General features: G+C 61.0%; 26 protein-coding genes. 10 read left to right on the forward strand and 16 right to left on the reverse strand.

Going from position 1 to position 26,172, the window contains the following annotated elements:
* Positions 1-96: 96 nt before the first annotated feature.
* The 6 genes from rplL to secE all read right to left on the reverse strand — a co-directional run bounded on the left by rplL (position 97) and on the right by secE (position 3,439).
* Complete coding sequence (gene rplL, locus ACFSM0_RS16305) at positions 97-471, reverse strand: 50S ribosomal protein L7/L12 (RefSeq protein WP_377392903.1); 375 nt, start codon at positions 469-471, stop codon at positions 97-99.
* A 68-nt stretch (positions 472-539) separates the two neighbouring features.
* On the reverse strand, positions 540-1,055 hold the full coding sequence (gene rplJ, locus ACFSM0_RS16310; protein ID WP_377392906.1) for a 50S ribosomal protein L10: 516 nt from the start codon (positions 1,053-1,055) through the stop codon (positions 540-542).
* Positions 1,056-1,276: 221 nt separating this feature from the next.
* Positions 1,277-1,975: a 50S ribosomal protein L1 gene (rplA, locus tag ACFSM0_RS16315; RefSeq protein ID WP_377392909.1), complete on the reverse strand. Its 699-nt coding sequence runs from the start codon at positions 1,973-1,975 to the stop codon at positions 1,277-1,279.
* Positions 1,976-1,978: 3 nt separating this feature from the next.
* The gene (rplK, locus tag ACFSM0_RS16320) at positions 1,979-2,431 is read right to left on the reverse strand and encodes a 50S ribosomal protein L11 (RefSeq protein ID WP_377392912.1); all 453 of its coding nucleotides are present in this window, start codon (positions 2,429-2,431) and stop codon (positions 1,979-1,981) included.
* Positions 2,432-2,521: 90 nt separating this feature from the next.
* Positions 2,522-3,061 carry a transcription termination/antitermination protein NusG gene (gene nusG, locus ACFSM0_RS16325; protein ID WP_097068663.1) on the reverse strand — a complete coding sequence of 180 codons (540 nt, stop codon included), beginning with the start codon at positions 3,059-3,061 and terminating at the stop codon, positions 2,522-2,524.
* A gap of 195 nt (positions 3,062-3,256) precedes the next feature.
* Positions 3,257-3,439 carry a preprotein translocase subunit SecE gene (gene secE, locus ACFSM0_RS16330; RefSeq protein ID WP_097068664.1) on the reverse strand — a complete coding sequence of 61 codons (183 nt, stop codon included), beginning with the start codon at positions 3,437-3,439 and terminating at the stop codon, positions 3,257-3,259.
* A gap of 257 nt (positions 3,440-3,696) precedes the next feature.
* Between secE and ACFSM0_RS16335 the strand changes: the two genes are divergently transcribed.
* The 10 genes from ACFSM0_RS16335 to ACFSM0_RS16380 all read left to right on the forward strand — a co-directional run bounded on the left by ACFSM0_RS16335 (position 3,697) and on the right by ACFSM0_RS16380 (position 8,778).
* Positions 3,697-3,972 carry a hypothetical protein gene (locus tag ACFSM0_RS16335; RefSeq protein WP_377392917.1) on the forward strand — a complete coding sequence of 92 codons (276 nt, stop codon included), beginning with the start codon at positions 3,697-3,699 and terminating at the stop codon, positions 3,970-3,972.
* On the forward strand, positions 3,969-4,343 hold the full coding sequence (locus ACFSM0_RS16340; RefSeq protein ID WP_377392920.1) for a hypothetical protein: 375 nt from the start codon (positions 3,969-3,971) through the stop codon (positions 4,341-4,343). Before ACFSM0_RS16335 ends, ACFSM0_RS16340 begins: the two co-directional genes overlap by 4 nt.
* 52 nt (positions 4,344-4,395) lie before the next feature.
* A complete protein-coding gene (locus tag ACFSM0_RS16345) occupies positions 4,396-4,824 on the forward strand; it encodes a hypothetical protein (RefSeq protein ID WP_377392923.1) in 429 nt (142 codons plus the stop codon).
* Positions 4,821-5,096, forward strand: coding sequence for a hypothetical protein (locus ACFSM0_RS16350; protein WP_377392926.1), 276 nt, complete (start codon positions 4,821-4,823; stop codon positions 5,094-5,096). Before ACFSM0_RS16345 ends, ACFSM0_RS16350 begins: the two co-directional genes overlap by 4 nt.
* Positions 5,096-5,962 (forward strand): hypothetical protein, encoded by an 867-nt coding sequence (locus ACFSM0_RS16355; protein ID WP_377392929.1) that lies wholly within the window; start codon positions 5,096-5,098, stop codon positions 5,960-5,962. Before ACFSM0_RS16350 ends, ACFSM0_RS16355 begins: the two co-directional genes overlap by 1 nt.
* Complete coding sequence (locus ACFSM0_RS16360) at positions 5,959-6,165, forward strand: hypothetical protein (RefSeq protein WP_377392932.1); 207 nt, start codon at positions 5,959-5,961, stop codon at positions 6,163-6,165. The genes ACFSM0_RS16355 and ACFSM0_RS16360 overlap by 4 nt, the downstream gene beginning before the upstream one ends.
* Complete coding sequence (locus ACFSM0_RS16365) at positions 6,162-6,848, forward strand: hypothetical protein (protein WP_377392935.1); 687 nt, start codon at positions 6,162-6,164, stop codon at positions 6,846-6,848. Before ACFSM0_RS16360 ends, ACFSM0_RS16365 begins: the two co-directional genes overlap by 4 nt.
* A gap of 12 nt (positions 6,849-6,860) precedes the next feature.
* Positions 6,861-7,334, forward strand: coding sequence for a hypothetical protein (locus ACFSM0_RS16370; RefSeq protein ID WP_377392938.1), 474 nt, complete (start codon positions 6,861-6,863; stop codon positions 7,332-7,334).
* Between the two features lie 144 nt (positions 7,335-7,478).
* Positions 7,479-7,643 carry a hypothetical protein gene (locus tag ACFSM0_RS16375; protein WP_377392941.1) on the forward strand — a complete coding sequence of 55 codons (165 nt, stop codon included), beginning with the start codon at positions 7,479-7,481 and terminating at the stop codon, positions 7,641-7,643.
* 4 nt (positions 7,644-7,647) lie between these two features.
* On the forward strand, positions 7,648-8,778 hold the full coding sequence (locus ACFSM0_RS16380; RefSeq protein ID WP_377392944.1) for an ATP-dependent DNA helicase: 1,131 nt from the start codon (positions 7,648-7,650) through the stop codon (positions 8,776-8,778).
* Between the two features lie 146 nt (positions 8,779-8,924).
* Here the strand turns inward: ACFSM0_RS16380 and ACFSM0_RS16385 are convergent, their stop codons facing one another.
* The 10 genes from ACFSM0_RS16385 to ACFSM0_RS16430 all read right to left on the reverse strand — a co-directional run bounded on the left by ACFSM0_RS16385 (position 8,925) and on the right by ACFSM0_RS16430 (position 26,172).
* On the reverse strand, positions 8,925-10,343 hold the full coding sequence (locus tag ACFSM0_RS16385; protein WP_377392947.1) for a caspase family protein: 1,419 nt from the start codon (positions 10,341-10,343) through the stop codon (positions 8,925-8,927).
* A 338-nt stretch (positions 10,344-10,681) separates the two neighbouring features.
* Entirely contained in the window at positions 10,682-11,047 is a 366-nt protein-coding gene (locus ACFSM0_RS16390; protein WP_377392950.1) for a hypothetical protein, read from the reverse strand.
* A gap of 1 nt (position 11,048) precedes the next feature.
* Positions 11,049-11,567 carry a lysozyme gene (locus tag ACFSM0_RS16395; protein ID WP_377392953.1) on the reverse strand — a complete coding sequence of 173 codons (519 nt, stop codon included), beginning with the start codon at positions 11,565-11,567 and terminating at the stop codon, positions 11,049-11,051.
* Positions 11,551-11,811: a hypothetical protein gene (locus ACFSM0_RS16400; RefSeq protein ID WP_377392956.1), complete on the reverse strand. Its 261-nt coding sequence runs from the start codon at positions 11,809-11,811 to the stop codon at positions 11,551-11,553. Before ACFSM0_RS16400 ends, ACFSM0_RS16395 begins: the two co-directional genes overlap by 17 nt.
* Entirely contained in the window at positions 11,808-14,705 is a 2,898-nt protein-coding gene (locus ACFSM0_RS16405; RefSeq protein WP_377392959.1) for a hypothetical protein, read from the reverse strand. The genes ACFSM0_RS16400 and ACFSM0_RS16405 overlap by 4 nt, the downstream gene beginning before the upstream one ends.
* 60 nt (positions 14,706-14,765) lie before the next feature.
* Positions 14,766-20,123, reverse strand: coding sequence for a hypothetical protein (locus ACFSM0_RS16410; protein ID WP_377392962.1), 5,358 nt, complete (start codon positions 20,121-20,123; stop codon positions 14,766-14,768).
* Entirely contained in the window at positions 20,123-22,543 is a 2,421-nt protein-coding gene (locus tag ACFSM0_RS16415; protein ID WP_377392965.1) for a hypothetical protein, read from the reverse strand. Before ACFSM0_RS16415 ends, ACFSM0_RS16410 begins: the two co-directional genes overlap by 1 nt.
* Before the next feature lie 3 nt (positions 22,544-22,546).
* On the reverse strand, positions 22,547-23,017 hold the full coding sequence (locus tag ACFSM0_RS16420) for a hypothetical protein (RefSeq protein ID WP_377392968.1): 471 nt from the start codon (positions 23,015-23,017) through the stop codon (positions 22,547-22,549).
* Positions 23,018-23,065: 48 nt separating this feature from the next.
* A complete protein-coding gene (locus ACFSM0_RS16425; protein WP_377392971.1) occupies positions 23,066-25,462 on the reverse strand; it encodes a phage tail protein in 2,397 nt (798 codons plus the stop codon).
* Positions 25,459-26,172, reverse strand: a complete 714-nt coding sequence (locus ACFSM0_RS16430; RefSeq protein ID WP_377392974.1) for a phage connector family protein — start codon at positions 26,170-26,172, stop codon at positions 25,459-25,461. The genes ACFSM0_RS16425 and ACFSM0_RS16430 overlap by 4 nt, the downstream gene beginning before the upstream one ends.

Raw genomic sequence — 26,172 nt, forward strand, 5'->3', positions numbered from 1 at the left:
ATCTGTAAAGCCCTTACCGAGACAGGTGCGGCTGGGCTCGGGAAAGCCCCGAACCCAGCCTGAAGATCAGATCGGATGCTGACGCACCCTGCCCGATTACTTGAGCTCGACCTTGGCGCCAGCCGCTTCGAGCTTTTTCTTGATTTCTTCGGCTTCGGCTTTGGCCGCAGCTTCTTTCACTTTGCCACCGGCTTCGACGAGGTCTTTGGCTTCTTTGAGGCCCAGACCGGTGATCGCGCGGACTTCTTTGATCACGTTGATCTTGTTCGCGCCGGCGTCGGTCAGGACGACGTCGAATTCGGTTTTTTCCTCAACGGCTTCGGCAGCGGCGCCCGGCGCAGCAGCCATCATGACGGCGCCACCGGCGGCCGGCTCGATGCCGTATTCGTCTTTGAGGATGGTTTTCAGTTCTTGGGCTTCAAGCAGCGTCAGGTTGACGATTTGCTCGGCGAGGGCTTTCAGATCGGCCATTTTTCCGTTCCATTCTGATATAGGGTTGATCCGACGTCGGGGCTTCCCGACGAAGGCAATCGATTGCTTCAGGCGGCTTCCCGCTCCTCAAGGGTCTTGAGGATGCTCGCGATGTTGGAAGCAGGCGCACCAATGGCGCCGGCGATGTTCGAAGCGGGCGCGCCAATGCACGACACGATCTGAGCGATGAGCTCTTCACGCGACGGCATGGAAGCGACGGCTTTGACACCGGCCGGATCCAGAGCCTCCCCGCCCATCGACCCGCCAAGAATAGCGAACTTGTCGTTCGTCTTGGCATAGGCGTCCGCGACCTTGGCCGCAGCGACCGGGTCTTCGGAATAGGCGAGAACGGTCATACCCGACAGAAGAGTGGCCATGCTGGCGCAAGGCTTGCCTTCCAGGGCGATCTTGGTGAGCGTGTTCTTGGCAACGCGGACGGACCCACCAACTTCACGCATTTTCGCGCGCAGGTCCTGCATCTGAGCAACCGTCATGCCTTCGTAGTGGGCAACCACCACGACGCCAGAGCTTTCGAAGATCTGGCCGAGTTCCTCGACCACTTTCTCTTTTTGGGCTCTATCCACGGTTACACTCCAAGGTTGGGGGTTTCCCCCCGGCTCTCGTTTCCCACGGGCGGGTGCCCGCAGGTCGGGTCCGATCGGTTCCCGAGATCGCCCGAGGCAGTGCCTCGGTAATTCTCGTTCCCCATCTCGGGAAGGACATTAAGCCGGAACCCGGCACCCTCCGTCTCGGACAGGACGGGGCGTTTGACCGCCCCGCCATTCGCCGGTTTCCCGGCAAATTCTTATTGCGCGGCGGTCGTCGCGAGGTCGAGCGAAACGCCCGGGCCCATCGTCGAGGAGAGCGACACTTTCTTCACATAGGTGCCCTTGGCCCCGGCGGGTTTCGCACGGGTCACGGCTTCCACGAAAGCGCGCACGTTCTCGGCCAGCTTGTCCTCGGCAAAGGAAACCTTGCCGATACCGCCGTGAATGACGCCCGCTTTTTCGACCTTGAACTGCACTTCGCCGCCCTTCGCCGCTTCGACAGCCGCTTTCACGTCCATCGTCACGGTGCCGACTTTCGGGTTCGGCATCAGGTTGCGCGGGCCGAGGATTTTGCCCAGACGGCCGACGAGCGGCATCATGTCCGGCGTCGCGATGCAGCGATCGAATTCGATCTTGCCCGACTGAATGGTTTCCATCAGGTCCTCGGCGCCGACGATATCGGCCCCGGCGGCTTTGGCCTCATCGGCCTTCGCACCACGGGCAAACACCGCAACGCGCACGGTCTTGCCGGTGCCGTTGGGCAGGCGCACCACGCCACGGACCATCTGGTCCGCGTGACGCGGGTCAACACCCAGGTTCATCGCGATTTCCACCGTCTCGTCGAATTTCGCCGAGGCAGCGGATTTGATCAGCTTGACAGCCTCTTCCACCGAGAGGTTGGCCTTGCCTTCGAAAGCGGCGCGCGCGGCGACCGAACGTTTACCGATCTTCGCCATGACTTACCCTTTCACCTCGATACCGACCGACTTCGCCGAGCCGAGGATGATGTTCATCGCGCCTTCGATGTCGTTGGCGTTGAGATCTTTCATCTTCGCTTCGGCGATCGCGCGCACTTGCGCGGCGGTCACGGTGCCAGCGACTTCCCGGCCCGGCTTGGCCGAGCCTTTCGGACGGTTGCGCTTGCCCACGGGCTTCAGGCCGGCGGCTTTCTTCAGCATGAACGAGGCCGGAGCGGTCTTCGTTTCAAAGGTGAAGCTCTTGTCGGCGTAATACGTGATCACGCAGGGAACGGGGGACCCCTGTTCCATTTCTTGCGTGCGCGCGTTGAACGCCTTGCAGAATTCCATGATGTTGATCCCGCGCTGACCCAGCGCCGGACCGATCGGCGGGGAGGGGTTGGCTTGCCCCGCCTTCACTTGCAGCTTGAGCTGCCCGATGACTTTCTTGGCCATGTGGCCCTCTCCTTTTCACTGCCGCCCCACCATGGGGCGAAGTTTAGTGGTTCGGCGCGGAGCGCTGCTCCCCCCTCCCACAGACACACGTCAGGCGGTTTTCGACACCTGCGTGAATTCCAGCTCGACCGGCGTCGGCCGGCCAAAGATCGACACCGTGACCTTCAGGCGGCCCGCGACATCGTCCACTTCCTCGACCATGCCCGAGAAGCCCTCGAACGGGCCATCGGTGACCGAGACATTCTCGCCCACGTCAAAGCGGATCAGGTTGCGCGGTGCGGCAACCTCGCCAGACGGACCCTCACGGTTGAGGATCTGGTTGACCTCGGCATCGCGCATCGGCGTCGGGCGGCCTTGCGGGCCCAGAAAGCCGGTGACGCGGTTGATCGAGGTGATCGCGTGATAGCCGCGATCGCTCATCTCCATCCGCACGAGCACATAGCCCGGCATGAACCGGCGCTCGGACGTCACCTTCTTGCCGCGGCGGATCTCGATCACCTCTTCGGTGGGCACGAGAACCTCTTCGATCTCATCCTCGAGGCCTTTTTCGGTCACGGCCTGACGGATCTGTTCGGCGACCTTCTTCTCGAAGTTCGAGAGAACGGAAACCGAATACCAACGCTTCGCCATGCCCAGCCTGCCTCTTCCCCCCGGCGCCCCGCGCCGAACATCTGCCATTGCCGCGGCGCGACCGTGTTTTTAACGGTTTTGCCGCATTCTCGGAAAACAACACGGCGCGCATCCTGCGAATCGATGCACGCCGGTCCCGAAGTCTGGTGCCCCTTTAGCGGGCTGACCGCCGCTTTTCAAGGCCCCAGCCGCATCTTAGCCGAGAATTGCGCCCACCCCCGAGCGGATCGCCCAGTCGACAAGCGAGAAAAACACGGCGGTGAGAGCCGCCATCACAAAGACCATCACCGTGGTCAGGAGCACCTCACGGCGGTTGGGCCAGGTAATCTTGCCCACTTCCGAGCGGACCTGCTGCATGAACTGGATCGGGTTCGCCATGTTGCTTCCTTCCTTGCGACCGCGCCGAGATACGCGCAAGCGAACGGGATTTCAAGACCATTGCATGAATGGCCCCGAACGCACAGTGATGATGGAGGACGGCTGGCAGGGGCAGGGGGACTCGAACCCGCGACCCTCGGTTTTGGAGACCGTGCTTATTTATTGATTGCAAAGGATTTTTTTGTAGCGCATTGCTCGAAAAGGCATGTCACTTTCAATGACTTGCCGTCCAACTGTAAACCGAGCAGAGGACAGAAATGCCTGCCAGCACCGCACAGCAGTTCCAGGGTTTTGCGATCAAAAACGCACAGAAACCGCCACGCTCCCCTGTAACTCTGCCTACCGACTACAAGCCGACATTCGCTAAGATCGAAGAGCTGCAACGCCAGCTTACGACCTCGCAGCGAGACAAGCTGAACCTCGAAAACGACAACCAGAGGGTGAACGATGCCCTCTCCAAAGCCAGAGCCGAAATCGTCCGGCTCAAACGCCTGCTCGGCCAGTTCATAGCCGATGAACGGAGCGGGCTATGACCCCCACGCAGCGCAGCATCAAGCTCCTGAAAGAGGACGGCTGGGAAGTCGCCATCGTGGAGAAGTGGAACCCCCACATTCGCATTCGCCAAGACCTTTTCGGCTTTGCCGACCTTCTGGCGATCAAGCCGGGCGTCACTCCCCTGCTTGTTCAAACGACCTCGGGCAGCGGAACCGCCGCCCGCCGAACCAAGATCCTCGCAGAGCCTCGCGCCGAAACCGCCCTTCAAAGCGGCTTCGAGATCGTGGTGCACGGCTGGCGGAAGCTCAAGACCAAGGGCAACCGCTGGTGTGCGAAAGTCGAACCTGTGACGCTGGAGGATTTTGCCAATGTCGGCGCAACCCGCGCTCTCACCGGCGCAACAGGATAAGCAAATCTGCGATGCCTTGCGCCTGATCCTGAAACCACGGATCGCGCGCTCCATGTCCTTCGGAGAAATGAAGGATTTCGAGCGCAGGACGGAAACCAACTTCCTCGGCTCCATGAATGGCGAGATTTGGTATCTGCCCAATGACACCCCGCGCGCAGCGATCCTTGAAGCCGCTGCGACGCTGAAAGTCCCACGCCGCGACCCTCGCCCGATCCTCGGCGCCCTCAAGCGCCTCTGGCTCTCGACCAAGCACGAGAAAATGAGCGAGGCCGACCGCGACGAGCTTTTCCGCGCTTATGCGGATCGGCTTTCCTCCTACCCGGAAGAGGCTTGCGCCTCGGTGCTTATCAGCATCGAGCGCACGAGCAAATTCTTCCCGGCATGGAGCGACATTGAAAGTGCGCTTTCCGAACGCCTCGGATGGCGCGGCACGGCCCTGCAAAACCTGCGCGGCTATATCCAGAGGAACCAACCACAATGAACGGCGCCTTCGCTTTCTCCCTCAACGATCCCCGCTACAGCAAGCTGATCGAAGCCATCTTCGACACTTGCAAGGCCAATCACACCTCGCCCGTCGATGTTCCGCTTTATGCGGCGGGCGCTGCAACGATCATGCTGCATTCGGTCGGGTTTTCCCCGGAAGAGATTGGCCGCATCTGCGCAGGCATCGCCACCGCGATCGTTCAAAACGGCTTCCCGCGCATGAGCGAAATCAAGCTGGAAACCGTGGAAATCTCCAAGGAGGAAATCTGATGGACCGCAGCACCTACATCGGTTCTTCGGACGCCCGCGATATTCTCGAAGGCAGCTTCGACCGGCTCTATCGTGAGAAGATGGGCCTGCAAGCCCGCCCGGACCTGAGCGACAGCTTCGCCGTTCAGATCGGGCGCCTCACCGAGGATTTTCACCTCGACTGGACCTTGCGCCGGCTCAACGAGGAACGCGGCCAAGCCGAGTTCGAATGGTCGAAGAGCTACACCCACCCGGATAAGGGCGAGCTTCAACACTACGCCGAGCTTGAGGTCGACGGCGTGCCCTTCGGCTCGCACCCCGACGCGCTTCTGCGCCACATCAGCACCGGCACCGTTCTTCCCATCGAGGTCAAGATGACCGGGCGTTGGGGCTCAGCCGAGGAAGCCTCCGACTACTACATGCCGCAGTTGCAGCACCACATGCTTTGCTGGGGCGTCGACAAGCTTCTGTTCTCGGTCGTTGTTGGCACGAGCGAACCCGAGCGGATCTGGGTCGGCTTCTCGCAGGATTGGGCGGATCACTACATCGCCCAGGCCAAACGCTTCTGGGCGCACATCACCGACAAGAGCCCGCCCGCGCCCGCGTTCTTCGATGACACGCGCAAGCCCACCGTGCCCACGGCGATCAAGGACAGCGTGCCGATCAACGGCTTCAAGCGGCGCTGCATCGCCAACGACAACTTTGCGCAGGGCATGGTTGGCGAGTTCATCGAAACCAAGAAGGCCGCGAACCGGCATGAGCAGATCAAGACCGATCTGAAAGAGCTGATGAAGCCCGACGAGAACGAGCTTTACAGCGACGTGATCACGCTCAAGCGCGACAAGCGCGGCGCGATCCGCATTACCGTCAAGGAGGACGCGGCGTGACCCTTGCAACCACTCTGGTTGTGACGGCGGAGCCGGATGGCAGCAAGCCTCGTCTCCGCTTTTTCACTTCACCACAGGCCGCGGCGGATCATGCGCGAATGATCTGCCGCGACCTGAACCGTGACGCCTATGTTGCCGAGGTGTCGCACCGCTTTCTCGCCAGCCGCCAATCGTGGCAGGCGCAGCAGGAGAAGAAGGCATGAACGCCCAAAAGAACCCCAATGTCGGGATCTGGCAGCGCCTCGCGCCGGTTGACCGCAAGTTCACTAAGCCGATCACCGGCAAGAGCTATCGCGGTGACAGTCCGAACCCGACCTACATCATCCTCAAGGTGACGGAGCAGTTCGGCCCCATCGGGGACCGTTGGGGCTTCGAGGTCAAGTTTGACCGCATCCGCCTCGGGCGCCCGCATCAGGTGGCCGTCGAGCGCCACGAGGAATATGGCCCGCCCGGCGAGAATGGCGCGCAGGCCATCATCACCAAGACGGTGCGCTACGAGATCATCCGCGAGGAATACCACGAGGTTTGCATCACCTTCTGGTTCCGCAACGAGAAAGGCGAGATCGGCAAGTTCGACGCCTTCGGCGGCACTCCCATGCTCTACCTCACCAAGAAGGGCGATTGGATGCACGACGAGGACGCCGCGAAGAAGAGCTTGACGGACGCCTACACCAAGGGCGCGAGTTGGCTTGGCGCCTGCGCGGACATTTTCCTCGGCCTCTTCGATGACAAATACACCTCGCAGCCGCACAACTCGGCTGCGGCGAACGATGCCCCGCCGCCCGAAGGGCAGCAAAGCCAGTCGCAGGACAGCGTGACGGGCGGGCAAGACCCCAAGCAGCCTCAGCAGCAACAGCGCAAAACCACCACCCCCTCCGGCTGGTAAGAGGAACCCACAATGACCGAGCGCGACAATACCAACAGCGGCGTGGTTTTCACGCCGCACGATAACCAATTGCTTTCCGCCCAAGGGAAGCTGAACGTCTACGGAGCGGACAAGCGCCTTGTGGTCGTGCATGAGCCGATCAAGCGCGATGGCGGGCCCGAGCTTGTCGTCTATCAGCGGATCGGTGTTCTGTTCCGCAACGACCGCAAAGACAATGACCGCGCGCCCGACTTCTCTGGCCCGGTCGATCTGCCCGAGGGGCACCGGCTCGCGGCGTGGACCGGCGAGAAAGATGGCCGCCGTTACATGAGCCTCAAGCTTTCCAAGAAAGAAGGCGACGGACAGGGCGGCGGCTACAATGGCGGCCGCGGCCAGCAACGCGATGACGGCTGGGGGCGCAGCAGCGGCCAGCAAAACGCCTACAGCGGCGGCAGCGCGAACACTGGCGGCCAAGGCGGCTATTACGACGACGATATTCCGTTCTGACGATGGCCTGCCCTTGCGATACGCCGCGGCTTTGCGCTGCAGCGGGGACGTGCCGCCGTGATCGGCAGCGCGCCGCCATGAAGCTCGAAGAGGCTCGAGCCTCGTCGGAGAACGTCATCCCTTTTCCTGCCAGAAAGGTGCGCAATGTCGCAGAAGATCAAAGAGCAGATTGAGAGGCTTCGAGAGGGCTACGTCGCCTTCGGCCTCGGCTTCATCCTGGGGGCGGCAACAATGGCCTCGCCCGCCATCGCCATCATTCTTTGCGTCGGCTTCGGAGCGGATTTCGTGCGACGCGTCGTTCGGGGGTAGACCGATGAACGAACAGACCTTCAACTTCGGCGTCCAGCAGGCTCAGGCCTATGATCAGGTGTCGCGCTGGCTCGAACAGTGCGCGGCCGAGCGCAAGGCGCGCAAGCCCCTCAGCAAGCCGATCTTCCGGCTCTTTGGATACGCAGGCACCGGGAAAACGACAATCGCCCGGCGCCTCACCGAGGGGTGGCAAGTTGCTTTCTGCGCCTTCACCGGCAAGGCCGCTCTTATGATGCGCCGCAACGGCTGCGTGGACGCTGCGACGATCCACTCTTCTATATATACGGTGATCGACAACGGCGATGGCACCATTGCCTTCTCGATCAACCGCGAAGGCGCCTTCTCCTGCGCCGATCTGGTCGTTACGGACGAATGCTCGATGGTGGATGAAGATCTCGCCAAAGACATGCTCTCGTTCAAAAAGCCCATCCTCGCCCTGGGCGACCCGGCGCAGCTCCCCCCGGTCAACGGGGAGGGCTATTTCACCGGGGCCGAGCCCGATGTGATGCTGACCGAGATCCACCGGCAGGCGGAGGGAAGCCCGATCATCCGGCTCGCAACGATGGCGCGGAACGGCCAGAGCATTCCGCGTGGCGACTATGGCGATTGCCGGGTCATCGCCCGCGGCACGCTCAGCGATGAAGAGGTCATGCAGGCGGATCAGGTGATCGTCGGCATGAACCGCACCCGCCAAGCCTTCAACACGCGCATGCGGCGGATCATCGGTCGCGAGGGGCCCATGCCCGAGCCCGGCGACCGGCTGGTTTGCCTCAAGAATGACCGCGAGCATGGCATCTTCAACGGCGGCCTGTTCCGCGTGGAGGAAAACCTGAAACGCCGCTCGCAATCGGACATGCTGCGGATGAAGGTGGCAAGCGAGGATTTCGACAAGACCGTGATCGTTCAGGTGCGCCGCGAGTTCTTCTTCGGCGGACTTGAGAACCTGACATGGCGCGATAAGCGCAACAGCCAGCAGTTCGACTATGGCTATGCCCTGACCTGCCACAAATCACAGGGCAGCCAGTGGGGCCACGTCATCGCCTACGATGAGAGCCGGGTGTTCGGAGAAGACGCGAAGCGCTGGCTCTACACCGCGATCACGCGGGCACAGGACAAAATCCAGATCGTAATTTAAACGATCTGGATCGGAGGCTTAGTCATGGTGCGGCTGGGCGGAGAGGCGACATTCGTTGCGGCAAAGTTCCATTGTCGTCCGCTGCATTAAATAACGCACTCCACCACATCGCGGGTCAGATTTCAAATTCTGGGAATTGGTGATTGTCAACTACGTTGCTCACTGAACGAAAGGACATATTCCTCTACGAAATCATAAGGGTCAGATACATACTCCCTGGCGACATCTGCGGGATCATCAGACCAATCATGGTGCGACCACCTCCATTTTTTAGTGCCTTCAAATTCGTTGAAAGATCCCCAGCCAGAGCGCCGCTCTTTCGAGTTGCAAGTTAGTATAAAACACTCAGTCAGGCGCGGCAAAAATACAATCTCCGAAAATATCCGATTCAGCGCCATAAACTTAGGCTCAAAGTAAATACCAACATGAACAGACTCCAATCCGCAGTGATTGAATATTTCATAAGTTTTATCGTATTCGTCAGGTGCGCCAAGGTCAGAAAATACGCCGAGACCCAGCCCTCCAAACGGCTGACGCCGCTTAATTCTCTGCACATCACTTTCAACAAATGAGTCCGAACCGCCCCGACGATCTAACAGGCTTATGACTGTTCGCTTGTTCTGCACGTGATCGAAGTCGTCATATTTGACGGTGCGGATTTCAAAAAAATCTGAGATTTCCAAATCAAAACCAGTATTTCGCAAGGTCGCATTGAAAACCCCATCAATAAATTCCTGTGCGGCTTCCTTGGAAGGCACTTTTGCCTCAATTCTCTCGATTTCTGCCTTTGCTAAAGCAATAGCTGAGATGGGCGAAGTCGCAACTTCGTTTTTTTCAAAGGCATCAGGCGGCGGTAGATATGCCTTTCGAAATTCAGAAAGTCGGCTAGCATCAACGCAAAATTTCTCCTGAGATGTGCCCTGTCTAATGAAATAAGGTGTTTGCTCAGGGTTTCCCAGAAAGGCGTCGCGCAACGCATTCTCCACATCGGAATAATAAACAACGCCACAATCATTTAGAAGACAAGCTTTAATAAATTCATCTGTGAAGAGACTTATATCTTTCCCTGCCAAAGAGCATTGACTTTCCATGCAGGACGAAACCTGAACAAATTTAGTAAATCCAGACTTCAACTCCCGATTCAACGGAGATACGTCACCCTTGATCAAATTACGACCGGCTTCGCAGGCATCAATAACGACTACAGATAATTCGGCGCCGAACAGCCGGAGCAACTCAAACGCCTCAGAGCGTGATAGTCCAGTCGAGTTTGGAGACGTCTCCTTGAAGCCTGAAAAACACATATGAAAGTCATCTGAATTTGACAGTCCGTGTCCTGAAAAATACAGAAAAACCTCATCAAATCCGCCTTCCAAGTCGGCAAGCTCACGCAATTTATCTTTAACCGAGGATAGTGGCTGATCCACGAAATCTATGATCTGGCTGAATTTTTGGGTCCCAGACAGTAAACTATGCATTGCGTCCACGTCTTTGGCGCAACATGCAAGAGTTGGCAGTTCATCATACCTTGTGTTTCCAACCAATACTGCAATGCTCTGTCCCATACGATCCTCAACAACTTGAGCGCAGTTCGAGCTGCGTGTCCTCTGACTTTCCTCCTCTCATGTGTGATTTGCAACCGCTCAATGTCGGCGTTTTGCGTGCTGCGGCGCAGCAGGCAGTTAGAACTCCGATTCTGCTTTGGGTTGACCACGACGAATACTAGTGATCAGAGGCCTTTACCCCGAGCGCGCGCCGCCGATCGCACTCGATCAGCGCATCCCCCAACCGGGTGATCGCCTCGGCGTCGTCCCCTTGCGTGCCAGCATCACCCAGCAGGTCCGCAGGGCGTGCACATGCAACTCGGGCCGCCGCGGGCACCGAAACACGCGGCGCCGTGGGTTCACTGGCCGGCCCAATGGGCTCGGATTTCTGCCCGCACCCGCTCAGGAATGCCAGGGCCAGCAAGATCGGCGTCACGGTCGAACGCATCGAATAGCTCCTTCTCGGCCTTGGTGCGCGTGGCACGAGCCTGTTCAAGATCGAGCGCCATTGCTTCCAGCGCCTTTTGGGCGGCGTCTCTGGCGGCCTCGGCGGTGTCCCGCTGGGCAAGTGCCGCCGCGAGGGAAGATGCTTCCTGCTTCGCAGCCTCCGCGACAGACACGGCACACTCCGCCCGCAGCTTCTCAGCGCGCCACGCGGACCAACCGCCCCATCCGAGCGCGGCGATGCAGACGACAAGGCCCGCGCCAACCAGCCAACGCGCCATCCTATTCTTCCACCACACTGGCGAGGCACTTCGGCACCGCGTCATTGCGCCGGTTCAGAAGGCCCGGCACGAATTGGCCGTTCGATTTCCGCCACTGAGGCAGGATCTCGCAGAAGGCCCGCCAGTTGCCGGTTGCAAGAGCGCGGTTCGTGCCCGGAGCTGCTTTGATGTTCCCGAGCCCCGCGTTGTAATCTAAATCGGTTGCCATCGCCTGCACGCCGGGCGGTGCCGTGGCGAGCAGAGGATAGGTCGTGACCATCTCGACATAGGCTTTCGTCCACTCCGTAATCAGGAGTTCGCGGCATTCGGCATCGGTGGCCGTGTCGCCCTTCTGGACGGGCCGCCCGTCGACCCGGGTGTTGCCGTAGCAAATATCCCAGATCTCCGCATAGCGATCCCAATGGGCGGTGTTGACCTTGCCCTCCCATTTCTCGGCAAAAGGAATGCCGATCGCCAGCACGAGGGCCGGGACCGAAATCCCGACCGCGCCGACCGCCGCCGTCTTAGCGAGCTTCGTCATCTTCATCCTCGCCATTGAGCTTCTTTGTGTCGAGCCGCGCGCCGATCCATTCCCGATAGGCGCGCAAGACCCATGTGATCGCCGTCGCCACGGCGATAACCGCCGTGGACCACTGGATGATCATGCCGGCATCGAACACGCGGGCGCCCCAGCCGCTCACGAGGGCAACTGCTGTGGCGCGGTAGTCCGTGATCGTGTCCACAACTCGGCTGTCCAGCAGCCGCAGAAAGCGCGTGTGCATCATGCATAGCTCCAAGCATAGAGGCAGCCAGCAGCGCTTACGGTATCCGTTTGATCGGTGAGACTGGTCCCGAGGAGACCTTCGGCCACGTTGTCACGGAAGCGAAGCTCCTGACCGGCGACGGTCGGAGGAGTGTCCACGACGATCCTCTTGTCCACTTTGTAGGCGCGGTTGTCTGCGATAAGCGATCGCTTGCATCCGCTCAGGTAGCCCGAGAGACGTTCGTTGATAGCGGTGCCGCCATCACGCAAGCCGTTGCCGTTGATCTGGTTCCCGATGATGCTCCCACGGTCGCATGTCACAAGCCGGTAGGGCGTCCAGCTATTCTGAGTGTCCACATTCTCGAAGCGGTAAAGCTCATTGAATTTGATGTAGAACTCATACACCCCCTCGGCATAGATGCAGTCGAGCAGCGCGTTGATGTGGTTTGCGACAATGAATAGGCCGGGGTTGGTCGGTTGAATGTTGTTCCAGTCGCAATAGACGCCCCGGTTGACGTTGACGATGGTGTTCCCCTTGAGGTGCAGACCCTCCATATTGCTGTTGCCCAGAATGCCGGTTTCGACATTTCGGATCACGGTGTCGGTGATCTTGTAGCCAACCACGGATGGCACCGTTCCGCCGCCATAGTCCGCAGTCTCGATGCTGATACCGGACGAGCCAACCCGCCATTGGCGCCCAACGGTCCCAGCAGCGATGGTGGCGTTTTGCCCGCCGCAGATCGTGATTTTGCCGATCACGGGGTTGTTCACATTCACAAAAGAAATCGCCTTGGCGAATTGATATTCGGACTGAGCATCACCAAAAACCACGCCGTCTCCGAGCCAGACGGCAGGGGTGCCACGGTAGTTCTGGCAGGTGGCGACAGACCACCGGATCATAAGCAAGTTGTAGAGATTGGTCGCCCGCGGCTTGAACTGGAAGTCGTCAATATCAACCTTGTAGGGCGCCCCGGAATGAGCCGAATAATCGAACACGAGCCCATGCTGCAATTCGGAAATGGGAACAAGGACACCACCACGAATGAAGATATTGTTCGTGGTCGCCCATGCGCTCGCACTCACAGCGAACTCGTCAAATCTGCGGTTCACGATGGGATAGCCCGACGAAATCGCCCCGGCCACGGCAGTTCTGTCATCCGTGACGCCATCAGCAACGGCGCCCCAATGGTAGAAGCTGCCATTGCCCGCAGGCACCCATTTTTGACCATCTGCCGTGGTGAGCGCCGCGGTCCGGGTATAGGAGGCGGGCGCCCGCACGAACTCGAGGATCAGGCCATTTTCATGGTAATAGGCGATGCGCTTGATAACCGAAGAGATCTTTGCGGCGGCCGCCTCGGTCCGCGAGGAGAATGTGCCGTTCGCATAGCCTTGCGTCTTGAGAAACATCCCGCCTTGCGAAAGGAGCGCTTGCTCTTCGACAAGATAATTCGTCCCACTTTCCTTGCGCGTTTCTGCCCTGAACGAGATCGTCCCGTTCGGCTGCAAAGCGATCTGGGCAGCACCATAGTAACCGCCCACACCAAACGAGGACCACAGACCGGCGTTTGTGCGATAACCGTTGGACGTGAGGTTAACGGCGTTACCCCCCTCGGTGCTGAGTTGGCCCAAAGTGGAGCCAATAGCGTAGAAGGTGTTGATTGAGGAAACATAGTGATCACTCGGTCGGCCTATGGTGGCGCCTGTGAACTTCTTGAACCCGCTTAGGCTTTGGTCGCCAGTGGTCCGAACGATAGCCGTATCACCCGCGATCCCGTCCGCAGCTTCTTGGGCAACGGTGGCCGAGGCTGCCGCGGCGGTCGCAGATGTGCCCGCCGCAGTCGAATAGGTTTGCGCCTGATCACGATAGAACCGGCTAGATGACGAGCTGTTATAGGCTTCCGTCGCGCTCCCGGCGGCTTCCGTCGCCTTGGCGGTGGCGGTGTTCGCGCCCGCCGTTGCCGTTGCCGCCTTATCGGAAGCGGTGGCCGCAGAGGTGGCCGCGGAGGTTTCGGAGCTTGCCGCCTTAGTGGCCGAAGTCACGGCAGCCGTCGCGCTGGCCGATGCCTGGCTGGCCTTGGTGTCGGCAGTCGAGGCGGAAGCGGCGGCAGAAGCCGCACTATCCCCCGCCGCCGTGGCGCTGTTGGCCGCATCGCGCGCATTCGTCTCAGCCGCCGCCGCAGAGGTAGCAACATCGGAAATCGCCTGAACGGCTTGCTCGGCAACCGCTTGGCTTTGGGCTGCCGCCGCAGCGTGATCCGCCGCAGCAGCCTCGCTTTGGGCGGCAGCGGTCGCGCTGGACGCGGCGGCTTGCGCGCTGATATTGGCGGAGCTTGCCTTGTTCGTCGCCGTGCTGGCCGAATTGGAGGCGATTGTCGCACTCGCGGCGGCGTCGGCGGCCTTTCTGGTGGCCCCGGCAAGATCGGAAGCCGCCCCGGCAGCGCTATTCGCAGCCAAGACGGAATAGGATTGCGCGTTTTTGATTTCATCAACGCTCGGGCCGGTCGCAACGGTCTTGCCGTCGCCAAGAACAACGATGGCCCCCTCGGTCAGCGGTTCGATGCCGCGTTCGATGGCGCGCTGATCTTGCTCTTGAAGCTTGGCAAAGATCCGGTCGATTTCGACCGACAATTCGGAGGCGACGATGTTTTCACCAATCGCCCGGTTCGAGCCGATGTTCGACCAGACCGTGACGGTGGAATTGGAAACGGGCGCGCTGAGGGTCACATAGTTGCCCTCGGTGCTGTATTTCGATGCCTGAACGGCAACGAAATCAGCCACCTCATTCCCGTTGACAAAGACCTGCACCTCGTCGCGGTCGAGAAACGGAAACGGGATGCTAAACGGCCCGGTCGAGGCGGTCGCCCCAACGGTATAGGTCTCTTGACGCGGAGAGATCGTGTTGGTGAGAACGGACATGCAAACCCCAAGATGTAGAAAGGCTGGCAGGCCATTTCTCACGGGATGCGCTTCCGCCCCTTACCCGTCCACCCCCATTTTGCGCCGCTCAAGGGCGTCGATTGCCGCATCCGTCAGGTGCTTGGTGAAGAGGTAATTGCGGAACGGGACGCCCCAACTGAACTGCCCGAGGTCTGCGTCGAAGGCGCCGCCTATCAGGTTGCGCATTGCGCCCGCACCTGCGCCCGCCGCCGAGAAGGCAACATCGAGCCCGCTAGGGTTGCCCGGCCCGCGTGTCGGCGCAAACGGCAGGGGGTTCTTGCCAGTCGCGGCGATGATCGAACCTTGGGCGAGGTTCCCGATATTGCTCAGGGCGCCCATGATGCCGGATTGATCCACCGCGCGAGCCACCCGATCCTCGATGCTCATTTGGTTCCAGCTATCAGCAGGCGTGCGGAGCTGCTGCACCATATAGCCAATGCCCACAGCCGCCGCGAGCCCGGCCAGCTTCCGCGACGAGGGTTCATCCAGATTGGCGAGCAGGATCTTGTTGGAGGCCGCCCAAGCGTAATTCCAGAACTGGAACGGAAGCGTCATCAAGCCGCTCTGGATCTTCCAGTAATCCCCGACCTGTTCAAGCCCGGCGCGGCGCGCATATTTATCAACGGCGCCGCCGCGACGCAGGTAGATCGTGCCGTCCGAAACGATGGGCTTGTCAGCCGCCGTCGCCATGAGAACAGTGTTTTCATTGCCCTGCGCAATCGCGGCGCGGAACTTGCGCACCAAGTCCTCGCTGCCCCATGCCTGAGTGTTTGCCTGCCAATAGCCGTTTTCATCGAAGATCGGCTCGGCGCCCATGCGCTGCGCGTCCTCGCGGCTGATGCCCCACCGGGCAAGCTCGGCAAGATCGCCCTCTCTCTGGACGCCCAGATAAACCCGGTCGATCCGGGCAACCATGTCATGCACGCGGATCGCAGCATCCAATTCCTTCATGCGCGCGGTGAGCGGTGCGAGCCCATTCAGGAGGAAGTAGCGGTTCGACATATTGCGAAGCCAGCGCTCGAGCGCGGTCCCGGTCGTTGCGTCCATGCCCGTCTCGGCCATGCGCGCAAGCGAGAGCCCTTCCACCGTGTCCATGATCGCGCCAGCGAGGCGCATTTCTTCAACGCCAGCGCGCCCGGCAATCGTGGCCGCCTCGTCAAGGAAGCCGAAGGCCGCGCGGAAGGTTTCGGTCATGCCATGGGCGGCAATGATCGTGCCCAAGTCCTGAATGGCCGAGAGGCCAGACATGCCCATGAAGCTCAGCGATGCCCAATTGCGCAGCCCCGTGGCGGCGCGGTTATCCCAACGCGAGGGGTCTTTGATCACCCGGTTCGTCGCCCGGTCGAGCAGGTGGAGCACATCGCGTTCCATCGGCGCCCAATGGTCGGAAAATTTCGGCCCCTGAATATCGCCGTGTTCAAGGAGGTCGATGGCGTCCACCTCGTCTCCTGCGCTCTTGATTTCATCGAGACGCGCCGTCTCGGACAGGTTCACCATCCGCAAGGTGTCATCGTAATCGGCGCGGAGGTGGCGGATTGCCATTTCGGCCTTGCGGTATTTCTCTTGCGCCCAAATGTGCCCGTCTTTTTCGACGCGAACCCGGCGATAGACTTCCTGCGCCGAGGCGGCCATCTTCTTGCCATAGGCATTGCGGCCCGGCTTCTGAGTCTCTGCTTTGGCGCGCTCGATCTTCTTTTCGAGCCACGCCATCGCATGCGCATCGCCCATTTTGGCGAGTTCCCATGCCTCCTTGGAGCGGGCAAACTCAGCGTTCACTCCCTTCATCTGCTCTTGAATTTCTTCAAGGCGCTCCGGGGCGCCGTCGATCTCTTTTGCCCGGCGCGCGCGCTCGACCTCTCGGGCTTGCTCGATCCGCGCCTTCGTGTCCTCGGGCAGCGCGCGCAGCCACGCATCCGCCTCGCGTTCCTTGGCGCGGTTGAGCGCTTGGGCAAACCCACGCTCCCAATCCACGCCATCAGCCGGGCGGGCGAAGGTGCGGGACATTTCGATTGCCGGGGCCATGCGGTCTGCATAGATGCGGTGCAGAAGCAGGTAGTCGGTTTCGATGAAGTCCGCGATGCCGTTGCCTTTCGAGCCGTCCTTGAGAAGCATGGCGTTCGGAATGTTGAACTGCCGATGCCGCCCGAACACAGGCCGGTGCGCCGCGCGCAGCGTGCCGAGGTCGGAGTGATCGGCCTCGCCAATGATCTCCGCAATCAGCGCATCTGCCCGCGCGTCAATGTCGGCTTCCTCGCTGCTCAGTTCCGTGCGGCGCCACTCGGGCCACGCTTTTGCATTCTCCTTATGATGCTCAAGCTTTTTGATCCGAGCCTCTACAGCGCTTCCGGGCGCGACGCTGCCGCCCACGCTCGCGCGCAGGGCGTCGATTTCCTCTTGAAGCTCTTTCTTGCTCGGATGCCACACATCGGCAAACGGCTGCTGGCGAAGCCAGGGTTTGACCACCTGTTCCTTGAAGGCGTCCCGGTTGTCGAGCACGGCATTCTTGTTGAAAACCCGCGTGAAATAGTCGTCTCGCGGCGCCTCGCGCGCGGTCTTGAGCGCGTCCGTGAGGAAGTCAAGCCGCTCCTGCATCGCCTCGGCGCGATCGGGGTTCGTCACCTCGGCCAGCCGCTCGTTGATCGCGTCGATTTCGCGCTGCATCGTGCGCTCGCCATGGATCAAGCCGTATTCGTCAAGCAGTTCGGCATATTCCGCATAGGCGGCGCGCACATGCTCGGCCATTTGGTCGATCTCGTTGATACCGGCTTTTTCTCCGGTGATCAGCGCTTTCGTCGTCCGGTCGCGGAACTCCGAAATCGTCATGCGGGTCTTGCCGTCCTTCGAGATCTTGCGCAGCTTGCCAAGCTGCACGTCTGCCACATCTGCCGGGGCATGCCCGAGCATTTTGTTGAACAGCTCGTTCTCTTGGTCGGACAGGCGCCGCACCACGCCCAGCCACGTTTTCGTGCGCATCGTCACCGAGGGGCCGAGGGTAACGCCCTCTTTCATGGCGCTGGTGAGGAACGCACCATCCCCGACAAGTTGATCCACAAGGTCGATCAGGCCGCCGTGAAGGGCGTTGCGGTGCACGCGCTTGAACGGACTGTCAGCCAGCCGCCCGAGCATTTCCATCTTGCCCCTTTGCAGGATGCGATTGTTCTCTTGCCGCCACGCCTCAAGATGGGCGGCGGCATCGTTTTCCGCGTTGATCAAATCTTCGGGGGAGACTTCGACCTGAGCCTCGGCTTCAACCTTTGGCGTTTTGGGGGCGGGCGCGTCGATTTTGGGCGTCGGCCCGCCGCCACCTTGGGCGGCTTCTTGCAGCACCTTCCCGATTTCCGGGTAGTCGTGATAGAACAGCGTTGCGAGCATTTGGGTAAATTCGGCCTGATCGCGCGCCTTCATGCGCATTTCGTGCGCGGCCTCGATCATGTCCACAATTGCGCTCTTGTCGCCGTTGAAAATGCTCGCCGGAACTTCGATTGGTTGAATTTTGCCGCTGGATCCACCATCCCCGAGAACGATTGTTCCATCTTCCCAGATTGCCCGCTGAATGCGGCGCGCGTTCACAACAACCTCGTTGTCCTCGATATTGATGAACGGTCGGTCAAGATCGCCGTCGCCAAGCGAGCCATCCTCTTCGCGCAGAAACCGTTTCACGCGCTTGAGAATGCCTTGCGCCCAACCGGCCTCATACTCGAACAGCTCTTGCGGCGTTTTCACGCCAGCGGGAATATCCTCGCCCGCCTTCAAGCGTTCAACGAGACGGATCGGGTCAATCGTCACCTTGCCCTCGGAGAAGTGGACGCCGCGGCCCGCTGCATCCTTCGCAATGGGCCCCGGCATCCCGCGCAGCGGAGCGGCGTCGGCATCCCGCGCGCCAGCCTCCACGTTGAAGGATCGGCCCGAGTTTTTGCCCTCGCCGCCGAGGGTGAAGCTCTGCGTCCCGGTCCCGACACCACGGGAGCGCGCCAGATCCTCGCCAGCGGCATCGAGCGCGCGCCGCATGGCCGCGGGCCGCGCAAGCGTCGAGCCAACGCCAGCGATCATCCCGCCAAGAGCGCTTGCGAATGCAACGCGGGTCACACTTTCGCCGGGCGTCGAGAGGGGATCGAGGCTCGAGCGCCCCGCCTCCAACGCGGCCTCGGATGCGCCAGCATAGATCGCACCACGGGCAAAGCCACGCGCGCCACTGGTTGCCGCGGCGCGAAGCCCCGTCCCGGCCCGCGCGACCACGCCTGCGGGCACAACCATCGACACGATGCTGTCAGGGTTGATCAGGCCACCGATAAGGGGGGCAACCCAACCATCATAAACATCAGCCCGGCGCCGGCGCTTTTCCTCTCGGCCGATCTGCGCCACGAGGCCCGCATAGTCCTCGGCATCGCGCGCGTCATAGAGGTGATCGGCATAGGCGAGCAGCCCGTCCTTCCGCGCTTGGTCGATGGGGTCGAAGTTCATATCGTAGGCGCGGCCCCGCGTCTCAAGCGAACGCACCGCTCCGCGCACGATGTAACTGTCCGTTGCCGCGTCGATCATCTGGCCGACAAAGCCAACGCCGAGGGTCGGCCCGCCGCCAGCCCCGGTGCGAGTGATGTAATCCGTTTGGCGAAACGGGTTCGGGATCGGCGGGATTGCCGTCCCTGCCGCGCCAGCCGATCCGGGGGCGGCAGGGTTGGGCGAGCCATTCAGGCTCAGGTTCGACGGCTGGAACGGCAGCGCCGGGGCGGGGCCGTTATAGACGGGCTGCGTTTGCGCATTGTAACGCGCCTGCTGGTTCGGAACGATCAGCGTCCCGTTCGGGTCCATCATCGTCGTCGGAGAATAATTCGACGTGCCCATGCGCGGCGCGCTGACGCCCGTGGGCATCTGCGCGGGGTTTTGCAGCACTTGCGAGAACTGGCTTGCGCTTGCGGAAGTCTGCGCCTTGTTGGTTGACACGCCGCCATAATAGCCCGAGCCCATGGGCACAAAGACATTGCCCCGGTAGGTGTCTTTCAGCACCGGCAGCGCGGCCCATTCCATCGCAAGATTGGTGCCAAATTCCGCCATCCCGATCTGGCCCGCCATATAGCGATCAAGGCCGCGCGCCTTCATGCGTGAAACCGTGAGCCGGTCTTGCGTCTCAGGATTGAAGAGATCGGTTTCCTTCACGGTGCCCTTGCGCACTTCATCCATGAGCGTCGAATAGATGATCTGCGGGGCGCCAGCGGCGGTGAACTGCTGCCCTTTGGGCAGAAGCAGGTTCTCGCGCTGCACCGCCAGCACTTCGCCAACCGTCATTTCCGTGAGGGGCTTGCTGCCGCGAATGCGTGCGCCATCCTGCCAGCGGTTATAATTCCCTGCCGCTTCATGCTGATAGATATAGGCCATCAGGCCCGAAACTTCCTTGGTCATTACGGGTTCCCGAACACGTTTTGATAGATCTGTGCGGCTTGCGCATTGTTGCCTTGGCGGAACGCTTGGATTGCCGCATTCGCACCGCGTTTCAGGCGCAGGTTTTGATAGTTGCTGGCCTGATTGGCGAACCGGGTAAGCTCTTCGTAGCGGGGGCCCGGGTTGATCTCGCCGGGCAACTCAAGCATGTTGCCGTTCCGGTCGCGGATCATCGCCTTGTAGACGGGCTTGCCAGCGGCCCAACGGTAAAACTTGAGCACATAGTCCCGGTTCGGCTTGAGGATGGTGCGCTGCGTGTTGCCGGGGTTCAGGGAGTAATACCAATCGGCCTGTTTCGGCTGATCCACGCCATTTGCGCGGGCGGTTTGCTCGTTGATGTGGAGGTAAAGGCCCGAGACGGATGCGGGGATTTTCCCGCTGTCGAGCTGCTTCCAGAGTTCATCGTTCACCGCCAGATCGAGCGGCGAGGCGTCGAGCGCAGCCGAGCCAAATTCCGCTTGGTAACGGAAAACAGAGTTGGGGATGATGGCATTGGGAAGCTCCGCAATTGCCTCAACGGCGCCAGCGCCTTTCGCCGCCGCCCACGATCCGGCGCGCTTCATCAGGTCGCCAAAGGAATTGGCGTTCGGGCGCGGGAAATACTTCTCGGGCGCATATGCCGAGCGCATCCCGCCCATGTAATCGCTCTCCTGATACCGCGCAGTCATCGACTGCTTGACGGCCTCGAATGCGTCGTCGGGGTCCATGTCCTGCCGGAGCATGGTTTCGTAGATCGAGGCGGCCTGCTCCTTTTCGGCATTGGTCGCTTCAATGCCCTCGTCATCATAGAGACGCGCGAAGAGTTCCGAGCGCATGGTGGCGCGGGCATTATCCTCCGTGACCTGATGGTTGCCCACGCTCCCCCACAGGAAGCCGGTTGAGCGATACCTGTTCATCGTGCGGGAGAGTTCCCGGTCATCCCAGGTTTCCTCGCCCATCGACTTGACGCGCAGAAGGGCGTCCTCGATGCCATCCTGCCCCGGATCACCTCCGCTGTGCAGGGCGTCAACGAGGGTATAAAGCTCCTGCACCCCCTTCGGAACAAAGTCCGTCATGTTGACGGTTTCACCGTTGCGGTTGGGTTGCTCGCGCAGATCGCGCCAGATCAAAAAGCCTTGGTGCAGCTTGTCGAGCGGCGGGGTGTCGCCGTCCGTGCGGCCACGGTCAAGCTGACGGAAGAACGACACGAGCGAGGCATTCGGCACGCCGTTATCCTTCACGGCCTGAATGGCGACGGCACGGGTCGAGGGGTCCATGCTCTCCCAATCCTCGGGCGCCATCGGGCGAGCCATGCCGTTCGGGCCGCGCAGCCCGGTCGTTCCGTTCGGCCCCGGCAAATATTGCCCCATTTGTTGATCCGCCAAATCACGGTATTTGTCCGCATCGGGGGCACCGCCAGAGTTCAGAAGGTCGAGGTCTCCAGCCATTTCAATCGCTTTTGCCGCCGCAGCCTCGCGCCGGTTGGCGTCCTCCATGAACGCGCCGAGCCTGCCCGCCGCCGTGCGCGCCATATCGGCATCGAACTGGCCGGTGTCAGGGCGGATGAAGAATTTGTTCACCTGCGGATCGTTGCCCGCTTCGAGGCGGCGCCGCAGGTCGGAGATCTCAGAAGAGGTCGCTGTGCCATCTTCGATATGCGCTTCGGAGAGAAGGCGCACATAGCCCGTCTCCAAATACACATCGTCCACCATCTTTTGCTTCTGCCCCTGCGTCATAACGTGCTCGGGGATCTGCCAAATGGCATCGACGCGCGCTGCCATCGCCGCATTGATCGCGGGAAGCGCTGCGCCGCCGCGCACCATGTCCCCGATATTGGCGATCGCATCGAGGTTCATGGCGGGTTGCGCGCTGCGCGAAGTCTCGATGTTCTGTTGCGCAACGCGCATGCCGATGGAGGCTCCAGCATTCGCCATTGCCCCGGTCCAGATAGATTGAAATGCGCCCTCGAAGCCGGGCGGCACATCGCCGGAAAGCGTCTCGATCCGCTGGCGGGCATCAACCGCAAAAGCCTCAGCATCGTAGAGGTTGGCGGCATGGGCATCATCAATCTGGGCCCCGATCACAACGCTCATGCGGTGGATCATTTCATCCTCGATCCCGGCGTTGTAGCTGCGCTGCGCAATCGAGCCCATTTCAGCGGCGGCATTCGGCGGAAGCCGCGGGAGCCCGTTCGGGCCCGTCGAGAATACGGCGGCCTTGGCGAGCGCGCGGCCCTTGTCCTGCGCCGCCGCCCCCATGCCCTGCGCAAAGTTGGCCGCGCGCTCCGCTGCGTTCTGAGCCGCGCGACCGGGCAGATCCGCCATCGGGTTATCGTAGCCGCCTGTCACGGGCTGGAAATTGAAGGAACGATTGACGCGCTCTTTCTGGACAAGGACCGGCATTGATCACTCCATGAACATTGAGACGCCGAGGCTTTTCTTGAAGGCTTTGGCGCGAGTGGGGGTCTCGTCGGTCTTGTATTTCTGGAACTCTTCCTCGCCGCGCCGAAGCGTATAGGTCGCGTCGATGATCCCGCCATACAGGGCCGCTTGAGCCTTAAACTTGCCCTCGATCTGCGCTTTGCTCTTTTGCAGGTCCAGCGAAAGCTCTTGCAGGCTGGCGTCGTTGTCCACGCGCTCGAGGTTTTTTTGCAGCGCCTTGCGGTTGCCCTGGGTGATGCTGCCAAAAGACCCCGACGAGAAGCCGGACACCGCCATTGCGGCGATATTGGCCTGCATGCCTTTTCGGTAATTGTCATAGAGGCCCGAGGCCGTGTCGCTTGCCTGCGCCGCCGTGAGCGTGCGCATTGCATCAAGCATCCCCGTTTCGAGTGTCGTGCTGGCGCGCGCGTTCATCGAACCGGCAATGCCGCCCATGAACTGATCAAACGCGCCAGTTGCCGTGTCCACATCACACATGCCAAATCACCTCAGATAGCCATTCATCACAACGGAACGCACCCCAACGGTTCCATGTTCGGCCCCCTCAAGATGCAGCGCAGGCGCGCGGCCCCACTCCCCGATGAAGTATTGGCGCCATTCATCGACCGGAGTGGGCGCTTCAAAGATGGGGTTGTCGAGCGGGCTCAGGATGGGCCGCCCGGCAATCTTGCCGGTCGCCGTTTCGCTCCAATAAACCTCGGCAGAGACGAGGCGAACGATCTTGCCCATCTTCGGCCCCATGCCGGTCATCAAGACTGGCGGGTGAAAATCCATAGACCACGGGGCAGCATCCCCGATGGTCACGGCATCGAGCGCTTCTTGCGTGGAGAACGCCCCCGCGGTGTCAAGCTCAACATCGGAGAACACGCGCCCGCCCGAGTGGATCGAGAGCGTTTCGCCAGCAAAGATCTCCGAGGCCCAATCGGTCGAGGCCGCGCCGCTCAGCGTCTCCGCGAAGTCTTGGGTCGTCGCAAAGTCAGTCGCAAATTCGAGCAGGAAGGTGGCGCCCTTGCGTTCCGCCACGGCAAACAGGCGCCCGCCAAGACCGGCGAAGGATTTGAAGCTGCCGTTCTTGAGGGACCAGAGCATGAAGCCCATGGCATCATCCTCGCGCGCAGAGTGCATCACAAGGGCGGTGCCATCGCTGTTGCAAAAGATCGCGTAGGGCGTCACCTCGTTCGCGCTGCCCTTGAATACCGCGCTCTCGAAGGGCTGGCGCACCCAATCGGGCACAGCAATCGAAATCGGGGGAGCGGTATATTCAGTGGTCCGGTCCTTGGCCGAGAAGTCACGCAGGTTCCGCCCATAAATGTCGCTGTAGATGATCGAGCCATCAAAGCGCTGCGGCTTGGTGTAGGAAGAGCCGAACGATGTGGGCACCACGGCGCGCGCCGTGCTTTGCGTGATCGGGCTGTCAACCGAGCCGGGCAGGTAGATTTCATCCCGATCGGTAAGGATAGCGAGATCGAAGCCGGAAACGATATGGCGCACCCGCGATTGCTGGCCGATGCCATAGAGCGCAACGGCATCAGCCGCCTCGCCGTCTGCGGTGTCGAAGTCGCTGAACTTGAATGCGCGCGAGCCCCAGACGGCATCAGGGAGCGAAGCTGTGCCACCGAGCCACAGGCGGCTTTCGTGGAAGCAACCGGCCTGCGGCCAGCCGCGCACGTCCGAAAACGCGGGCTCGCTCACGCCGCGCATGCCCTGAAACACGAACATGACAACGGAAGTGCCGCCCGCGGCCTTGGTTTCGGATGATGCGTCGAAATTTGGCGCAATCGCCGTCATATTCCATTTCGTGAGCGGGCCAGTGGTGAAGATCTTCGCCTCCGCATCAAAGGCGCTGGCCGTCCTGTAGGCGACACTCACATCAATTTGGAAACTGCTATCGTCCAGAATGCGCTTCACGGTGTAGCAGGCGGCGCCGCTATAGGGGGCGGGCACGTCCTCCCCGCCGTAAGAGGATCGCGGCGCGCACGACAGAACGCGATAAGTCCCGTCATCCTGATCGACCCCGGCGAAGAAAACGTAATCTCCAACCCGCAAGTTGTGCTTCGGGGCGAACACCTCAACGATGCTCGAATTTTTCGTGAAATAGAACGGGTTCGTGTCGAGCTGGAACCCAATGTCCGCGAGCACCTGAATGGTGGCCGTTTTCGGGCTTTCGACCGAGAGGATCTTGGCTTGCCCGTCGCGGATTTTCAGCACTGAGCCGACATGGCCGGGCTTGAAAAACTTGTCATCAGTCGAGAGGATGCCTGTCCCCGCCGCGAGATCGAACAGCGTGGCGGGGATGCCGAGCGCTGTGGCGACGTGATTGGCATAGCCGCTCGAATAGCCAGCCGAGGTGAAGATCGTGGCGTAGATCTGCATGTCCTCGTCGGCGAAGGCAAAGAACGGCGCATAAACCGCCGTCTCATTCGTCGCCTGATCGAACGCGAAGTCGGTGAGGGTGAAGGCGCCCGTTTCCGTGTCGAGCTTCAAGAATTTCGTTCGGAAGGTCGCATCGGTGATCACCCCGGTATCCCGGTTCGCGCTGAATTGCAGGTATTTCGTGGTTTCAGCGGTCCATGGCTGATCGGTGAAGCTCGCGCGCTCAATCAGCGTGCCGTCGAGGATTTTGAGCACGCCGGGCGAGAAGCAGAGCAGGAACGAGGTTTCATCGCCATCGGCAAAGACCCATTCCTCGATCCGCGTGCCTTCGGCCAACGCCGCCCGCGCGAAGGTGCCCCAACGGCGCATCAGCCGGCCATCGGCAAGAACCATCATGTTCTGGGCCTCCGCCACGGACGAACTATAAGCCTTTGTGTCCTGGCGGGCGTTCATGCCCGGCCCAAGGCGGCCTTTGCGGAAGTCATAGACGGGATAATGAAGCTTCATTTCCGACCCCCTCTCCGCGCCCGAATGAAGGCGCCAGTATCAAGCCGCGAAGGCGTGCGGCCCTGCGCATCCCGGCTGCGCGCGCGCAACATTGCGGTTTCGGCCCTTTGGGCGATGGCGCCCGAGAGGTTTTCGTCTTGCGTGATGGGCATCGCAATCTGCGCGGCAAGCGCAAGGATGAACGCGGCCCGGAAGTGGGGCGCCCATTGATCGGGCGAAGGCGTAACGCTGACCTCGGCCCAGATCTCGCTTTTCGAGCTTTCCGCCACGTTGACCGCGATCTTGCGCCCAAACACGTCGAAGGTGGTGAGGCTGTCACCCTCATAGACGGAGATAAGCTGCACCGCCTGCGCCGGAAGCTGATAGAGGCCAAGCCACGGCGGCGGCGGCGGCTGATCGAGCCGGGCGCATTTCACGCGGTCACGGGCGAAGCGCCACGGATAAGCCGCGATTGCCGCTTCGAGCGTGTCGGCGTAGAGCGCGTTGATCGTGCGCGCCGCAATGGAGTTCTCGAGAAGGGTGGAGATTTCAGGAACGCCGAGGGCGGCCAGCGCCGCGTTGGCGATCTTAATATCCGAGTTGGAAACGGCAAGGACCGGCATGTGGAACAGGCTCCAGACAAGAATGAAGGGGGCGAGTTTCCCCGCCCCCTTCGTTTGTGGCCGCGGAACAGACCAGACCACGGCGGGAGAGCCGGGCGCGTCTGCCAC

It is taken from the genome of Rhodobacter lacus, assembly GCF_042683065.1.
Classification (GTDB): domain Bacteria; phylum Pseudomonadota; class Alphaproteobacteria; order Rhodobacterales; family Rhodobacteraceae; genus Rhodobacter; species Rhodobacter lacus.

Coding starts and splice junctions, on each gene's coding strand:
- rplL (WP_377392903.1), bottom strand. CDS start 471: ATGGCCGATCTGAAAGCCCTCGCCGAGCAAATCGTCAACCTGACGCTG.
- rplA (WP_377392909.1), bottom strand. CDS start 1,975: ATGGCGAAGATCGGTAAACGTTCGGTCGCCGCGCGCGCCGCTTTCGAA.
- rplK (WP_377392912.1), bottom strand. CDS start 2,431: ATGGCCAAGAAAGTCATCGGGCAGCTCAAGCTGCAAGTGAAGGCGGGG.
- nusG (WP_097068663.1), bottom strand. CDS start 3,061: ATGGCGAAGCGTTGGTATTCGGTTTCCGTTCTCTCGAACTTCGAGAAG.
- secE (WP_097068664.1), bottom strand. CDS start 3,439: ATGGCGAACCCGATCCAGTTCATGCAGCAGGTCCGCTCGGAAGTGGGC.
- ACFSM0_RS16335 (WP_377392917.1), top strand. CDS start 3,697: ATGCCTGCCAGCACCGCACAGCAGTTCCAGGGTTTTGCGATCAAAAAC.
- ACFSM0_RS16340 (WP_377392920.1), top strand. CDS start 3,969: ATGACCCCCACGCAGCGCAGCATCAAGCTCCTGAAAGAGGACGGCTGG.
- ACFSM0_RS16345 (WP_377392923.1), top strand. CDS start 4,396: ATGTCCTTCGGAGAAATGAAGGATTTCGAGCGCAGGACGGAAACCAAC.
- ACFSM0_RS16350 (WP_377392926.1), top strand. CDS start 4,821: ATGAACGGCGCCTTCGCTTTCTCCCTCAACGATCCCCGCTACAGCAAG.
- ACFSM0_RS16355 (WP_377392929.1), top strand. CDS start 5,096: ATGGACCGCAGCACCTACATCGGTTCTTCGGACGCCCGCGATATTCTC.
- ACFSM0_RS16365 (WP_377392935.1), top strand. CDS start 6,162: ATGAACGCCCAAAAGAACCCCAATGTCGGGATCTGGCAGCGCCTCGCG.
- ACFSM0_RS16370 (WP_377392938.1), top strand. CDS start 6,861: ATGACCGAGCGCGACAATACCAACAGCGGCGTGGTTTTCACGCCGCAC.
- ACFSM0_RS16375 (WP_377392941.1), top strand. CDS start 7,479: ATGTCGCAGAAGATCAAAGAGCAGATTGAGAGGCTTCGAGAGGGCTAC.
- ACFSM0_RS16380 (WP_377392944.1), top strand. CDS start 7,648: ATGAACGAACAGACCTTCAACTTCGGCGTCCAGCAGGCTCAGGCCTAT.
- ACFSM0_RS16385 (WP_377392947.1), bottom strand. CDS start 10,343: ATGGGACAGAGCATTGCAGTATTGGTTGGAAACACAAGGTATGATGAA.
- ACFSM0_RS16390 (WP_377392950.1), bottom strand. CDS start 11,047: ATGGCGCGTTGGCTGGTTGGCGCGGGCCTTGTCGTCTGCATCGCCGCG.
- ACFSM0_RS16395 (WP_377392953.1), bottom strand. CDS start 11,567: ATGACGAAGCTCGCTAAGACGGCGGCGGTCGGCGCGGTCGGGATTTCG.
- ACFSM0_RS16400 (WP_377392956.1), bottom strand. CDS start 11,811: ATGATGCACACGCGCTTTCTGCGGCTGCTGGACAGCCGAGTTGTGGAC.
- ACFSM0_RS16405 (WP_377392959.1), bottom strand. CDS start 14,705: ATGTCCGTTCTCACCAACACGATCTCTCCGCGTCAAGAGACCTATACC.
- ACFSM0_RS16410 (WP_377392962.1), bottom strand. CDS start 20,123: ATGACCAAGGAAGTTTCGGGCCTGATGGCCTATATCTATCAGCATGAA.
- ACFSM0_RS16415 (WP_377392965.1), bottom strand. CDS start 22,543: ATGCCGGTCCTTGTCCAGAAAGAGCGCGTCAATCGTTCCTTCAATTTC.
- ACFSM0_RS16420 (WP_377392968.1), bottom strand. CDS start 23,017: ATGGGCGGCATTGCCGGTTCGATGAACGCGCGCGCCAGCACGACACTC.
- ACFSM0_RS16425 (WP_377392971.1), bottom strand. CDS start 25,462: ATGAAGCTTCATTATCCCGTCTATGACTTCCGCAAAGGCCGCCTTGGG.